This window comes from Streptomyces sp. MK37H, from assembly GCF_018035285.1.
Taxonomy (GTDB): Bacteria; Actinomycetota; Actinomycetes; order Streptomycetales; family Streptomycetaceae; genus Streptomyces; species Streptomyces endocoffeicus.
Genome location: NZ_JAAAYH010000015.1, coordinates 38,823 through 53,328, shown reverse-complemented (window position 1 = coordinate 53,328; position 14,506 = coordinate 38,823). Strand labels below are relative to the sequence as shown.

Annotated in this window: 10 protein-coding genes and 1 pseudogene; 7 read left to right on the top strand and 4 right to left on the bottom strand. The window is 69.7% G+C overall.

Features of this window, described 5'->3' with window-relative positions; translation table 11 throughout:
• Positions 1 to 44 precede the first annotated feature (44 nt).
• From GWI24_RS04310 to GWI24_RS04290, 4 genes and pseudogenes are all read right to left on the bottom strand, one after another.
• A complete protein-coding gene (locus tag GWI24_RS04310; RefSeq protein WP_210944564.1) occupies positions 45 to 695 on the bottom strand; it encodes a hypothetical protein in 651 nt (216 codons plus the stop codon).
• Between the two features lie 222 nt (positions 696 to 917).
• Positions 918 to 2,147, bottom strand: a complete 1,230-nt coding sequence (locus GWI24_RS04300) for a glycoside hydrolase family 88 protein (RefSeq protein WP_210944563.1) — start codon at positions 2,145 to 2,147, stop codon at positions 918 to 920.
• 139 nt (positions 2,148 to 2,286) lie between these two features.
• Positions 2,287 to 4,155 carry a coagulation factor 5/8 type domain-containing protein gene (locus tag GWI24_RS04295; protein ID WP_247615856.1) on the bottom strand — a complete coding sequence of 623 codons (1,869 nt, stop codon included), beginning with the start codon at positions 4,153 to 4,155 and terminating at the stop codon, positions 2,287 to 2,289.
• A 14-nt stretch (positions 4,156 to 4,169) separates the two neighbouring features.
• Positions 4,170 to 5,045, bottom strand: a pseudogene (locus tag GWI24_RS04290) (chitinase); the annotation flags it as partial.
• A 591-nt stretch (positions 5,046 to 5,636) separates the two neighbouring features.
• Here GWI24_RS04290 and GWI24_RS04285 point away from each other — a divergent pair.
• The 7 genes from GWI24_RS04285 to GWI24_RS04255 all read left to right on the top strand — a co-directional run bounded on the left by GWI24_RS04285 (position 5,637) and on the right by GWI24_RS04255 (position 14,429).
• On the top strand, positions 5,637 to 6,917 hold the full coding sequence (locus tag GWI24_RS04285) for a glycoside hydrolase family 16 protein (protein WP_210944561.1): 1,281 nt from the start codon (positions 5,637 to 5,639) through the stop codon (positions 6,915 to 6,917).
• Positions 6,914 to 8,299 (top strand): chitinase, encoded by a 1,386-nt coding sequence (locus GWI24_RS04280; protein WP_210944560.1) that lies wholly within the window; start codon positions 6,914 to 6,916, stop codon positions 8,297 to 8,299. Before GWI24_RS04285 ends, GWI24_RS04280 begins: the two co-directional genes overlap by 4 nt.
• Positions 8,300 to 8,530: 231 nt before the next feature.
• Positions 8,531 to 9,583, top strand: coding sequence for a substrate-binding domain-containing protein (locus GWI24_RS04275; protein ID WP_308343447.1), 1,053 nt, complete (start codon positions 8,531 to 8,533; stop codon positions 9,581 to 9,583).
• A gap of 76 nt (positions 9,584 to 9,659) precedes the next feature.
• Positions 9,660 to 10,748: a mandelate racemase/muconate lactonizing enzyme family protein gene (locus GWI24_RS04270; RefSeq protein WP_210944558.1), complete on the top strand. Its 1,089-nt coding sequence runs from the start codon at positions 9,660 to 9,662 to the stop codon at positions 10,746 to 10,748.
• Positions 10,745 to 11,824 (top strand): ABC transporter permease, encoded by a 1,080-nt coding sequence (locus GWI24_RS04265; RefSeq protein ID WP_210944557.1) that lies wholly within the window; start codon positions 10,745 to 10,747, stop codon positions 11,822 to 11,824. The genes GWI24_RS04270 and GWI24_RS04265 overlap by 4 nt, the downstream gene beginning before the upstream one ends.
• On the top strand, positions 11,821 to 12,888 hold the full coding sequence (locus GWI24_RS04260) for an ABC transporter permease (RefSeq protein ID WP_210944556.1): 1,068 nt from the start codon (positions 11,821 to 11,823) through the stop codon (positions 12,886 to 12,888). The genes GWI24_RS04265 and GWI24_RS04260 overlap by 4 nt, the downstream gene beginning before the upstream one ends.
• Positions 12,885 to 14,429 carry a sugar ABC transporter ATP-binding protein gene (locus GWI24_RS04255; protein ID WP_210944555.1) on the top strand — a complete coding sequence of 515 codons (1,545 nt, stop codon included), beginning with the start codon at positions 12,885 to 12,887 and terminating at the stop codon, positions 14,427 to 14,429. Before GWI24_RS04260 ends, GWI24_RS04255 begins: the two co-directional genes overlap by 4 nt.
• The last annotated feature ends 77 nt before the right edge of the window (positions 14,430 to 14,506 follow it).

Below are 14,506 nucleotides of genomic sequence, written 5' to 3'. Positions count from 1 at the left end.
TGCGTTGCCGTGGCGTTTGCTCCACGGCTGGTCGGCCGTATGTGTTATGAGCGGGCGGTGGCCGCGGCCGGATGTGACGCGGGTGGGATCGGCGGTCGGCCGAACACCTCGGTGAGCACGTCGAGTTGGGCGTCGATCGCGGCAAGAGCCCCCGAGGTCACGGCCGCCTCCGGCCCGGTGGGGCGGGCCTTCGCCGGTGGAGCCGGGGCGGGGGCACCGGGCGGTGCCGGGCGGCGGCCGATGGCGCGGCGTACGGCGAGTGTGTGCGCCGCCACCTCACCGCGCCGCCCGCGCAGGCTCGGGTCACCAGCGAGCGCGTCCGGCGCGGACGTGACGGCGGTGGCGAGGTCACCGACCGGTTCGACGCAGTGCCGCAAGGCCGCCACGGCACGCAGCGCGTCGACGCTCCGCCGTCGCCGCACGGACAGCGCGCGGGGGAGGGGCAGCGCGGCCAGGGTCCGCAGCGGTGCGGTGGTCACACCCAGTTGCTCGACGCGGTGGCAGAAGCGGGCTCGGGCCATGCGGACGGCCCGGTGGTCGCACCAGTCGGCTTCCAGCAGTCCGGTCAGGGCGGCCAGCGCGGCGGCGGTGCGGGCCCGCACCGCCGAGGAGGTGCGGATCGGCAGCACCAGCCACGACGCCGCGATGCCGAGGACCGCGCCGACCGCGATTCCCGCCAGCCGCGTGTGCAGCAAGCCCCCGGCCGTTCTGCCCGACCGCGGAGAATGACCTCCCGGGTGCCCCTGACCTCCCGGGAGGCGGCGGTGGCTCGCGACGCCGGCACCGCGGCCGGGGTACTGACCCAGCACCTGCCCCAGACCGCGGCCGCCCTGACCGGCTCTCCCTCCAACGATCCCGCGAGGGAGGGCTGATACGCCGCGCCGTCCCGGCCGGACGGGTGCCGCGAGGTGTGAGCGTCAGACCGTGGACAGGTCGATGGCCCGGTCGATGTCATCGGGGCGCAGAACCCGCAGAATGCCTTCGAGCAGGTAGTAGTCGGCGTAGGGGAGTGAGATCTCGACGCCGTCCTCGCTCGGGCGGTTGCGGGTGCAGCGCGCCACGATCGCCTCGGCGCGGGTCGACTTCGTGGTCAGGCAGGTCTGCGAGAGCGCGGTGAGCAGCCGCAGCGCCGCCTCGTGGTAGCGCGGTTCGCCGGTGACCCTGGACAGGTCGAGCAGGCCGCAGGCCATGACCGCGCCCGCGGAGGCGTCCTTGATGTCGTGGGGTGCTTGTGGCGCGAGGTAGTCCCACACGGGGACGTTGTCCGGGGTGAGCGCGCCCAGGGCGAAGTCGGCGAGCTTCCGCGCGGTGGTGAGGAATTCCCGGTGGCCGGTCCGGCGGTAGACGGTGGTGAATCCGTAGATCCCCCATGCCTGTCCGCGTGACCAGCAGGAGGCCGGGCTGTAGCCCTGCACGGTGGCCGGGCCGAGGGGAGCGCCGGAGGAGGGGTCGAAGTCGTAGACGTGCGGGGTGGATCCGTCCGGGCGGGGGAAGTGCCGCTGGGTGGTTCTCGCGTGCTCCACGGCGATGTCGAGGTATTTGCTGTCCCCGCTCTGGCTGCTCGCGAACGCCAGCAGATCGAGGTTCATCATCGTGTCCATGATGACCCGGCCCGCGTTCGCCTGCTCGTCCAGCGCTCCCCAGGCCCGGATGAAGCGGCCGCGCGGGTTGTACCGCCGGATCAGCGAGGAGGCCGCCCGCAGTGCGCCCGCCCGCCAGGTGTCCTCACCGGTGAGCCGCCACGCGGTGACCCACGAGGGGGAGAAGAGGAATCCGAGGTCGTGGGTGCCGGTGTCGTTCTGGCGGGGGGCGAGCTTCTCCGCGGAGGCGAGGGCCAGGGTGCGGAACCGTTCCTCGCCGCTGTGCAGCCACGCCATCCACAGGGTGCCGGGCCAGAACCCGCCGACCCAGTCGCCGTTCTGGGAGTACGTCCACTTCTCGAACTTCGTACCGACCGGAAAGCCACTCACCCCCGGTGCGACCGTGCGCAGCTTCGCCACCGCGTAGTCCGCCGTCTCGCGGAAGGTGCGGAGCGTGGCGGCATGGCCGGGGGCCTCCTCCGCCGCCTGGGCCGGGGGAGCGATCGAAGTGGCCGCCACCGCGGTACCGGCCGCGGTGGTCAGCAGTGCTCGCCGGGAAACGCTCATCAGTGTCCGCCCTTCACGAGGGTGAATCCGACAACGACATGACGACATGCGGTCCGTGCGCTCAGCCGCCTGTGGGGCGCGGGCGGCGTACCCGCGCCCCACAGGCGGACTGGTGGAGCTGGTGGAGCGTGTTACGGGATCAGGGGTACTCGGTCACGTTCGCCACGTTGCTGTTGGCGTCCGAGGGACCTCCCGTGCCATTGATGACATGGTTGATGGTGCCGGTGCCACCGAGCGAGACGGTGACCATGTCGTGGAACTTCACATCCGGGCTCTGGGGAACCTCGAAGGCGTGCTCGGCGGTGACGGACTTGTTGGTGTTGAAGAAGCAGTAGCTGCCCAGGCCCCATGCCTCATGGCGTTTCACCGAGTCGGCCACCTTGTAGGCGGCGTATCCCTTGGTGGAGCCGTTCATCCAGGCGTCCTGGTCGGGCGGGTCGTAGGGCATCTCGTTCTGGTAGAAGTACGTGCGGCCGCCCTCGCCGTTCCAGGTCGTCTGGTGTTTCTGGTAGTGCTCGACGAACAGGCCGTACATGGTCACGTCGTCGCCGTTGACGACGAGTCCGTTGTCGGCCGTGTTGCTGTCCCAGCCCACGCCGTCGCCGTGGTCGGCGCGCCAGATCCACGTGTGGTCGCCGATCACGTTGGAGCTGTTGACTACCAGGCTGGTGGACGCCTTGCCCACGCCCGCGCCGCCGACCCGGAAGAACACATCGTGCAGCGAGGTGGGGTTGTCGGCGTGGTTCGCGGACGAGTCCTTGGGGCCGACCTCCATCAGCGTGTCGGAGTTCTCGGTGCCCGCGTCGATGAGCAGGCCCGCGAGCTTGACACCGTCCACGTCGGCCACGTTCATCGCCGAGACCCCGTTGTCGGGAACCAGCGTGGCCAGCCCCAGGCCCAGCACGACGGTGTCGGGACGGGTCACCTTCAGCGGTGCGTCGAGGTGGTAGACCCCCGGGGTGATGAGCAGGTGCTTGCCCGCGTCGAGCGCCGCGTTCATCTCCTCGGCCGTGGCATCCGGCTTGGCGATGAAGAAGTCGCTCAGCGGGAGCGACTCGCCCTTCGGCGTACCGGAGGACCAGGACGTGCCCGTCGAGTCCTTGCGCACGTCCGGCACGAACACCTTGTACGCGCCGTCGTCGTCGACGTACAGGAACGGCTTCTCACGGGTGACGGGTGACTTGTCGACACGGGTGTACGGCGGATTGGGGAAATCCCCGGCCGGGGCGTTCCGCGCGCCGACGAACACCATGTTCCAGTTGGAGCCGGTCCAGCCGCCCCATTCGGTGTTGCGGGAGAGCCACTGCTGCTGCGATCCGGACTTCACCTGCCCGTCGACCTTGGTGTCGGCCAGCAGACCGCCGCTGGACCAGCCGCCGTCGTCCAGCTGCAGATCGCCCTTCAGATGCATACGGCGGTACGGGGCGGCCTGCGAGACGGCCCAACGGTCCGCGCCGCCGTCCGGGTTGACGGCGAGGTTCTCGGCGTCGCGCCAGAAGTTCTGCGTCGCGTTGCCGTCGAACCAGTCGGCCTCGGCGTGCACCTGGCCGTTGATGGTGGTGTCGTCGGGCGACAGGCCGAGGCCCGCCACCTGGGTGTAGAAGCCGACGTTGGCCTTGACGTCGTACGAGCCGGGCTTGAACAGCAGGGCGTGCCGGGCCTGGCCGAACTGGTTCTTCTCCTGCTCGCCGAAGACCGAGTCGAGCTTGCCCTGGATCTCCTGCGCGGACATCGACGGGTCGAAGATCTGCACATTGGGACCCAGGTCCGGCTCGGCGTCCGCGCCGTGCGCGGCCGGTACGGTCAGCGCCGCGGCGACGGCGCCGGCCAGCACGGCGAACGCGGCGGTGGCGCGGGCGACGCGACGACGTCGGCGGTGTCCGGGCCGGGTGGTGTCCGTCCCGGCGGTGTCCGTCCCGGTGGTGCCGGTCTTCCCGGTGGTGCCGGTCGTCCCGGTGGTGCCGGTCGTCCCGGCGGTGCCAGTCGTCCCGGTGGTGTCGTTCGTCATGGTGATGTGCCCCCTCAGCCCTTGTACCGGGCGAATATCCCGGTGAACTGCCAGGGCTCCTGGGCGACTCCGGAGCAGGTGTCGTCGTTCGGGTAGTCGCCGGGGCAGGGGCGGTCGCGGTTGACGGACCAGAAGGAGAGCCGCGACAGGTGGTGCTCGGAGGCGTAGGCCAGGATCGACTCGAAGTCGTCCGTGGTGACGGTCTCCTTGACGTCGGTGATGCCGTTCATCGAGGACAGGCCGCTGTGCCGGTAGGCGTCCTCGTCGCTGTAGCCGTAGGCGCCCTTGACGGCGTTCTTCAGCCCGTCGGTGGCCTGCTTGGTCAGCTCGGCCATGTTCTGGCCCTCGCCGCCGAAGTCGAACGGCATGATGGTCCAGCTGTCGGCCTCGAAGCCGGATTCGGCGGCCCGGCGGATCATGCCGTCGTCGGGGCCGCTCTGATCGCTGGGGAAGGTGACATAGGTGAGCAGCCCCGGGTTGTCGGCCTTCACCTGCTTCAGGGCGTCGATCGTCTTCTGCTGGACGGCCGGGTCGTTGTAGGCGTCGCCCTCGATGTCGATGTCGATGGCCTTGAGACCGTAGGCGTCGATGACCTTCTGGTAGGCCCCGGCGAGGGCCTTCGCGTCGGCACAGGACTGCTCCAGCTTGTTGCCGCTCGCGCCACCGAAGGACGGCACCACATCGCCGCCCTTGGCCCGTATGGCCTTCACGGTCTGCTCGTCGGCACCGCCGGCCAGCGGGCGGCCGCCGTCCCACCGCGGGTCGCAGTTGCCCGCGTCGAGGACGAAGGCGAGGGTGAACCAGCCGACGCCGGTGGCGTCCATCACGTCGCCCGGGTCCGGGGGATTGCCCCATCCGTTGTAGAGGTAGGGGGCCACGGCGGCGGGCGCGGCGGATGCCGAGGCGCGGTCCTGGCCGGTGTTGTCCGCCCAGGCGGCCGCGGTCGTGCTCGCGGCGGTGGCCGCGAGGGCCGCGGCCACGGCCAGGACGGTCCGCCGACGGCGGCGCTGCGCGCGGTCCCGGGCGGAGGGGTCTTCGCTGTTATTCATGTGGGGGGATGCCTTCCTGACACGCGGACGGACCCCGGCAGTGGGCATGTCCGTCGGACAGGCGCCGCCGCGGCCCGCGACATGCGGTGTCCGGCCGGAAGGTCACGGCCGGACTCTCGGGCCCATATATTTCGGGAGTTGAACGTGTCTCGTCAATAGGTCCGCACCAATGAATGACATGCCTTCAAAGGGCGAACCCGCAGGACGTGTCGCCGACGTCCTCGGCGGCGAACAGCCCTCCGCGCGGTGACTTGTTGGCATATCCGGTCCATACCAAACCCTTGACAGGCCTTTCCTTCACTTCTTAACTCACGTAATGAACTAAGTACCGCTCGGATCGCTCACGCACCCGGTCGGCGCCGTAACCACTTGGTTCGCATGCGCCTCATGCCTCTCCGCACCTGTCATTCACTGCTTCTGGAAGGGAGAGTCATGGACTCCCCGCGCTTACCCCGGCGACTGCTGCTGTCCCTGGTCTCGGTCCTCGCCCTCGCGTCGCTGTCCACCGGCCTGGCACAGGGCACCTCGGCCTCCGCGGCGAGCCCCGCCGCGAAGTCCACCGCGAGACCCGCCACGGCGGCCGCCGTCACGTTCTCCGACGAGTTCGACGGGCCCGCCGGCTCCGCCGTCAATGGCGGCAAGTGGCAGATCGAGACGGGGGACAACGTCAACAACCACGAGCGGCAGTACTACACGGCGGGCAACAGCAACGCCGCCCTCGACGGCCAGGGCCACCTGGTCATCACCGCCCGCCGCGAGAACCCGGGCAACTACCAGTGCTGGTACGGACGGTGTGAGTACACCTCCGCCCGGCTGAACACCTCCGGCAAGTTCACCACCACCTACGGCCGGGTCGAGGCCCGGATGAAGATTCCGCGCGGGCAGGGCATGTGGCCCGCGTTCTGGATGCTGGGCAACGACATCGGACAGGTCGGCTGGCCCAACTCCGGTGAGATCGACATCATGGAGAACGTGGGCTTCGAGCCCTCCACGGTCCACGGCACCCTCCACGGCCCCGGGTACTCGGGCTCCGGTGGCATCGGCGCCGGGTACTCCCTGCCCGGTGGCCAGGCGTTCGCCGACGCGTACCACACCTTCGCCATCGACTGGAGCCCGAACGCGATCAGTTGGTCCGTCGACGGCACCGTGTACCAGCGGCGCACCCCGGCCGACCTCGGTGGCCGGCAGTGGGTGTTCAACAAGCCCTTCTTCGTGATCCTCAACCTCGCGGTCGGCGGCTACTGGCCCGGGGACCCCGACGGCAGCACCTCCTTCCCCCAGCAGCTCCTCGTCGACTACGTCCGGGTCAGCACCGACAGCGGACAGCCGAGCGGCGGTGCCATCACCGGTGTCGGTGGCAAGTGTGTGGACGTGGCGGGCGCCAACAACGCCAACGGCACACCGGTGCAGCTCTACGACTGCAACGGAACTTCCGCGCAGCAGTGGACGGTTGGTTCCGATGGCACGATTCGTGCGTTGGGGAAGTGTCTGGATGTGGCGTCGGGTGGTACGGCCGATGGCACCGCGGTTCAGTTGTGGGACTGCAATGGGAGTGCGGCTCAGCAGTGGGCGGTTCCGGCGGCGGGTGACATTGTGAATCCGCAGGCCAACAAGTGTCTGGATGCCGCGGGCGGGAGTTCGGCCAATGGCACGCGGCTGCAGATATGGACCTGCACCGGAGCCGCCAACCAGAAGTGGACGGTGACCAGATGAACGGCGGACTCCTGCGCGGACCCGGGATACGCGGTGTGCTCGGTGCCGCGGCCGCCGCTGCCCTCGTCACCGGCCTGACCAGCCTCCCCGCGAGTGGCGCCGCGGCGGCCACCGGCCAGATCACCGGTGTCGGTGGCAAGTGTGTGGACGTGGCGGGCGCCAACAACGCCAACGGCACGGCCGTGCAGCTCTATGACTGCAACGGAACTTCCGCGCAGCAGTGGACGGTTGGCTCCGACGGCACGATTCGTGCGTTGGGGAAGTGTCTGGATGTGGCGTCGGGTGGTACGGCCGATGGCACCGCGGTTCAGTTGTGGGACTGCAATGGGAGTGCGGCTCAGCAGTGGGCGGTTCCGGCGGCGGGTGACATTGTGAATCCGCAGGCCAACAAGTGTCTGGATGCCACCGGCGGAAGTTCGGCGAACGGCACGCGGCTGCAGATATGGACCTGCACCGGAGCCGCCAACCAGAAGTGGACGGCGCCGGGCGGTGACACCACACCGCCGGGACCGGGTGCCATGGCCGTGGCCCCGTACCTCTACAACGGCTGGGGCAGCCCGCCGAGCCCCACCACCGTGATGAACGCGACCGGCGTCAAGTGGTTCACCCTCGCCTTCGTCCTCAGCAACGGCTACTGCAACCCGCAGTGGGACGGTGGCCGTCCGCTCACCGGAGGGGTCGACCAGCAGACCATCAACACCGTGCGGTCGGCCGGTGGCGATGTCATCCCGTCCTTCGGCGGCTGGAGCGGCAACAAGCTGGAGAGCTCCTGCGGCAGCGCGGGCGAGCTGGCCGCCGCGTACCAGAAGGTCATCAACGCCTATGGGCTCAAGGCGATCGACATCGACATCGAGGCCGCGGCGTACGACAGCCCGACCGTCCAGCAGCGCACGGTCGACGCGCTGAAGACGGTCAAGGCCAACAACCCCGGCATCAAGGTGTATGTGACCTTCGGCACCGGCCAGAACGGGCCCGACAACAGCCTGATCAGCAAGGCCGCCGCCACCGGGCTGACCGTGGACAGCTGGACCATCATGCCGTTCGACTTCGGGGGCGCGGGCCAGAACATGGGCCAGCTCACCATCCGCGCCGCCGAGGGGCTCAAGAACACGGTCAAGAGCGCCTACGGGTACTCGGACGACCAGGCGTACCGGCACTCCGGCATCTCATCGATGAACGGCATCACCGACAACGGCGAGACGGTGACCGTGGCCGACTTCCGCACCATCCTCGGCTACGCCCAGCAGAAGCACCTCGCGCGGCTGACCTTCTGGTCGGTCAACCGTGACCGGCCCTGCACCGGTGGCGGAGCCGACACCTGCTCGGGGGTCTCCCAGCAGCCGTGGGACTTCACACGCGTCTTCGCCCAGTACAGCGGCTGACTCACCGTCCGACCCATCCATTTCCTATAGGAACCTGAGAGACGAGATCCGGCGCCTGACTCGCAGCGGCGCCGGATCTCGCGTTCACCAGGCGCCTTGCAGGGGGTTTTGTCGAGAGTCTTGACGGCGCGGCCCGACTGGCACACCATCGCGGCATCAATTTCCTATTTGATTCGTGGGGGTGAGGAGGTGCGTCTCCGGACCAGATCCCTTCTGCCGGGAGTTGTCGCCGTGGCGTTGCTGGCCACGGGTTCGACAGCCTGCACACTCAAGAACTCGGGCGAGCCGACGGGCGGGCAGGCCCCCGCGTCCGCGCGGGCGGGTGGTGGCTCGGCCGTGCTCGCGGACGGATCGGCCACCAAGGTCGCGCTCGTCCCCGGCGGCGCCCACCCCTACTTCCAGCCCTGGAAGACCGCCGGCGCCAAGGCCAAGAAGACCTACCGGCTCGGGGATGTGAGGTTCGACGAGACGGCGGAGTGGGACCAGCAGAAGCAGAATAATCTGCTGTCCACGCTCGCCGCGCGCGGCTACAACGCCTTCGGTGTCTTCGGGGTCTCGCCGACCGACATCAACACCACGTTCGCCGACCTGAAGTCGCAGGGCCTCGCCGTGGCATCGCTCGGCTCCTGCCCGGCGGGGCAGAAGAACGAGGCCGACTTCTGTCTCTCCACGGACGTCGAACTCGCCGCCTACAAGGCGGCCAGGGCCGCCATCGACGCCATGGGCGGCAAGGGCAGGCTCGTCCATCTGACGGGCAACAACGTGGACGCCAACACCCAGCTGCGGATCAAGGGCGTGGCCAGGGCAGTCAAGGAGTCGGGCGGCAAGGTGCGGCTGCTGCAGACCGTCACCGACATCGACAAGGACCTCCAGACCGCGCAGAAGGCGGTGTCCGACCTGCTGACGGCCAAGGGCAAGCAGATCCAGGGCATCGTCTCCACCGCCTACAACCCGGCCGTCGCCGCCGCCGACGCCGTCAAGAGTTCCGGTTCGCGGGCGAAGGTCGTCGCCATCGACGACGACGCCAAGATCCTGAGCTCGATCAGGCAGGGCACGGTCACCGCCACTGTCGTGCAGAACCCGGTGGGGCAGGCCGAGGTCGGGGCGTGGGCCCTCGCGCTGCTCCAGACGAAGCAGTGCGCCATGCGCAGCCCCGGCCAGTCCGTCGACTCGGGCTCGTTCGTCGTCACCAAGAAGAACCTCACGACCTACGACCGTGCGCGGAAGGCGAAGACCGCCCAGCTGAAGAAGCGGTTCGCCGACGACGTCCTGGCATGCGGCTGATCCCCGCCGTCGCCGCACCACAGAGAGTCGCCGCACCACAGAGAGTCGCCGCACCACAGAAAGCGGACATCACCGGATGAGCATCATCACGACCGCCACGGCCAAGCTGGCCGACATCGCCGTGGAGACCGACCGCACCGACGCGGTGCAGTCCTTCGTCAAGCAGGAGACCGTACTCGTCGACCTCACCACGGCCGACGGCAGCGCGGGCACCGGCTACGCCTACACCATCGGCACCGGCGGCACCTCCGTACTGGCCCTGCTGCGGGATCACCTGCTGCCCGCCCTCATCGGGCAGGACGCGCGCAACATCGAGGCGCTGTGGCAGCGGCTGTTCGCCCTGACCCGCGCGACCACCACCGGAGCCATCACCTCGCTCGCGCTCGCCGCCGTCGACACCGCGCTGTGGGACGTTCGCTGCAAGCGCGCGGGCGAGCCGCTGTGGCGGCTGGCCGGCGGCCACCGCCAGGAGGTTCCGGTCTACGACACCGAGGGCGGCTGGCTCCATCTGACCACCGACGACCTGGTGAAGGGGGCGCTGCGGGCCCAGAAGGCCGGGTGGGCCGGTATCAAGATCAAGGTGGGGAGGCCGCACCCCGCCGAGGACGCCGAGCGGCTGCGCGCGGTGCGTGAGGCGGTCGGCCCCTCGCTGCACATCATGACGGACGCCAACCAGTCGCAGACGATGTCCTCCGCCCTCCGGCTGGCGGCCGCGCTGGAGCCGTACGACCCGTACTGGATCGAGGAGCCCCTTCCGGCGGACGACATCAGCGGCCATGCCCGGCTGGCGCGGGCGACACGGATTCCCGTCGCCGTCGGCGAGTCCCTCTACGCGCCCCCGCAGTTCCGCACCTACCTCGAGACGGGCGCCGCATCCGTCGTGCAGGTCGACGCCGCCCGGGTCGGCGGGATCACACCCTGGCTCAAGGTCGCCCACACCGCGGAGAGCCACAACGTCATGGTGTGCCCGCACTTCCTGATGGAACTGCATGTCAGCCTCGTGGCCGCGGTGCCCAACGGCAGGTACGTCGAGCACATCCCGCAGTTGCGGGCCGTGACCCGCGGCGAGTTGACGATGCGCGACGGGATGGCCGTGGCGCCCGACGTTCCGGGCATCGGCATCGACTGGGACATGGACGCCATCGACGACCGGAGGGTGGCATGACGACGCCGGTCATCCCGCCGGGCAGTGACACCCGCTCCGCCCGGGCCACGCCATCGCGCCCCGCGCACCGGCTGCCGTTCTGGGTCAACCAGCGGCTCGGCCTGCTGGTGCTCGTCGTCGGCCTCAGCGCCCTGTTCGGTGTGGTGCAGCCGACCTTCCTCGATGAGCGGCTCGTGCTGTTCCCGCTGGTCCGGGACATCTCGACGCTAACCGTGGTGGCGCTCGCCCAGATGGTCGTCCTGTCGGTGGGGCATATGAACCTGGCCGTCGGACGGATGGCCGCCTTCGGAGCGCTGTTCGCGGGGCTCGGATACGACCGGCTGGGTCTGCCGCTGCCCCTCGGCCTGCTGCTGTGTCTGTGCGCCGGAGCCGCCATCGGCGCGCTGACCGGCTGGATCATCACCCGTACCGGGGTGAGCTCCTTCGTCGTGACCCTCGCGATGGACTTCGCGCTGCTGGGACTCGTCTCCCTGCTCTACTCGGCCCTGACCGAGAACGCGGCGTTCACCACCAAGCCGTCGGGGCTCGCGGAACTGCGCTCGTACTCGCTCGCCGACATCTGCGTCGGGCCCGTGTGCGGATCCCCGGTGATCCCGCAGCTGGCACAGTTCACCGTCCTGGCCCTGCTCGGCCTCGGTTTCCTGTACGGCGCCACCCGGATCGGCCGGGAGTTGCTGCTCACCGGCGCCAACCCCGCGGCGGCGGAGCTGTCCGGCATTCCCACCGGCCGCCGCGTCATCCTGGCGCACACGCTCTCGGGGCTGCTCGCCGCGCTCGCCGGATTCATGGCCGCCGTCAGCACCGGAACGTTCCGCGCCTCCATCGGGGACGACTTCATGCTGCCCTCGTTCCTCGGCTCGGTGCTCGGTGGCACCCTGCTCACCGGTGGCGTCGTCTCCGTCGTGGGAGCGCTGTTGGGCACGGCCCTGGTCGGTGTCATCCGCAAGGGGCTCGATCTGCTCGGTGTGGGTCTGGAAAGCCTGAACATCTACCTCGGTTGCGTTCTGCTCCTGGCCCTCTCGGCCGACCGGGTGCGCACCGTGGTGTCCCATCGCAAGGTGGTGCGTTCGACATGATGACGATCCGCGATCGGGGTGCCGCGGCCCTGCGCCGCTTCTCCCGCTCCACGACGATGACCCTGCTGTGCGTGGTGCTCATCGGCTACCTCGCCCTGGGCATGGCCTCCTCCGGCTCGTTCTTCGAGGGTCCGTCGGTGCGCACCTTCCTGCGGTACCTGGCCACCCCCGTGCTCATCGGGCTGGCCCAGATGGTGGCGCTGTGCGTCGGACAGCTCAATCTGGCGGTCGGCGCGCTCGGTGGCTTCACCGCCTGCTTGATGGGTGTCCTCATGGCGGACCAGGGCGTGCCCGCCGGGGTCGCGGTGGTGGCCGGGGTACTGGCGGCCACGGCCGTCGGCCTGGTGACGGGCCTGTTCATCGTGGTGACGAAGATCAACGGCTTTATCGTCACCCTCGGGACGATGACGATCCTCCAGGGGGCGCAGTACGGGCTGACCGGTACGCGCACCGTCGACGGATACTCCGCCGCCCTGAGGGACTTCGGCCGCGCGGCCCCGCTGAACGTGCCGTTGGTGTTCGTCACCGCGCTGGCCGCCGCGGCCCTGCTCGCCGCCTTCCTGTACCGCGCCACCGCCGGTCGGCGGCTGCTCGCGGCAGGTGGCAATCCGCTGGCGGCCAGGCTGTCGGGCATCTCCACCGACCGGCAGATCGTGCTCGCCCACACCCTGTCGGGCCTCCTGATCGGCGTGGCCGCCCTGACCGCCACGGCGTCACTGCCCGGAGTCAACCGCAGTGTCGGCGGCGACTGGCTGCTGCCCAGCTTCGCGGCTCCCATCATCGGCGGCGTCGCGCTCACCGGAGGTTCGGTCGCGGTGCTCGGTACGGTGCTGGCGGCTTTTGTGATGCGGCTCATCGACGCCGCACGCGCCCAGTTCTCGCTCGATCCGAGCTGGGTGAACTTCCTCATCGGCGTGGTCGTGCTCGGCACGGTGGTGGGCGGCCGTATCCACCAGAGCCATTTGGACAAGAGGGGTGGTTCGCGCGGGAGCGCGCCGCCCGCACCACCGCGAAGTCATGCGCGGCCCGCCGCCGTTCTGCCGCACACAGGGGGTTCCGGATGAGCGACGTCCTTCTCGAATGCCAGGCCATCGGCAAGGTGTTTCCCGGCGTACGGGCCCTGGACGGCGTCGGACTGCGCCTCACCGCCGGGTCCGTCCACGCGCTGCTCGGCGAGAACGGCGCGGGAAAGTCCACCCTCATCAAGGTCCTGACCGGGGTGCACACTCCCGACAGCGGCCGTCTCGTCTGGTGCGGCCGCGAGGTGCGTCTGCGCTCGCCCTTGGAGGCCACCCGCACCGGCATCGGCGTGGTGCACCAGGAGCGCAATCTGATTCCCGGCTTCTCGGTGGCCGAGAACATCACGCTGCAGAGCCCTCCCTCGCACCGGGGTCTCATCGACCGCGCGGCCATGACCGACCCCGCTCTGCGGTGCCTCGGAGAGCTGGGGCTGGACCTCGACCCGGACCGGCCGGTCCGTGAACTGTCCGTGGCGCAGCAGCAGTTGGTGGAGATCGCCAAGGCCCTGTACACCGAGAGCCGGGTGCTGCTCCTCGACGAGCCGACCGCTTCCCTCTCCCCGCAGGAGGCGGAGCGCCTGTTCGAGGTCGTGCGGCGGCTGAAGGCCCGGGGGACGTGTGTCGTCTTCGTCAGCCACAAGCTGGAGGAGGTATTCGCCATCTGCGACACCGTCACCGTGCTGCGCGACGGCGCCTCCGTGCTCGAGTCCTCGCCGCTCGCCGAGCACACGCAGGACGACGTGGTCGGTCTCATGGTGGGCCGTGCCCACGCGGCGACCGAGATGCGTCCTCGGGAAGTGGACGCCTCCGCCCCACCGGTGCTCTCGTTCGACGGAGTGTCCACCGCCGCCGGGCACCGGGACATCAGCCTGGATGTCCGGCCCGGCGAGATCGTCGGGCTGTACGGACTGGTCGGCGCGGGGCGCAGCGAGCTGGTCAAGGCCGTGCTCGGCCTCGACCGCGTCACCGGCGGCGAGATCCGGGTGCACGGCGAGCCGGTGCGCATCGCCTCTCCCCGGCAGGCGCTGCACCGCTTCGGCATCGGCTATCTCACCGAGAACCGCAAGGAGGAAGGGGTCTTCCTGGAGCAGCCCATCGCCCGGAACATCACGGTGACGGTGTGGAAGAGGCTGGCGAAGGCGCTCGGGTTCGTCTCCCCGCGCGAGGAGCGGGACGTGGCGCACGACCTCGTCGAACGTCTCGGCATCCGCATCGCCGGGCTCGGACAGAACGCCGGTGAGCTGTCCGGTGGCAACCAGCAGAAAGTGAGCCTGGCGAAGTGGCTGGCGGCCGACACCCGGCTGCTCATCGTGGACGAGCCGACCGTGGGTGTCGATGTGCGCACCAAGCACGCCTTCCACGAACTCATCTGGGAGCTGGCCCGCGATGGGCTGCCCATTCTGCTGATCAGCAGCGATCTCGCGGAGATGATCACGCTCGCGGACCGGGTGGTGGTGATGGCCGACCACCGGATCCGCGGCGAGGTGGACAACGACCGCGACTACGAGCGGATGAGCGGCCGGATCATCCGCATCATCCACGACCGCGCGACCTCGGCCGTGCGACCGCGGGCGGTGGAGGCGTAACGCACGTGGCGCGGGTCAGGACGCATGTGGCGCGGGTCAGGACGCATGTGGCGCGGGGCACTGACCCACATGGCGCG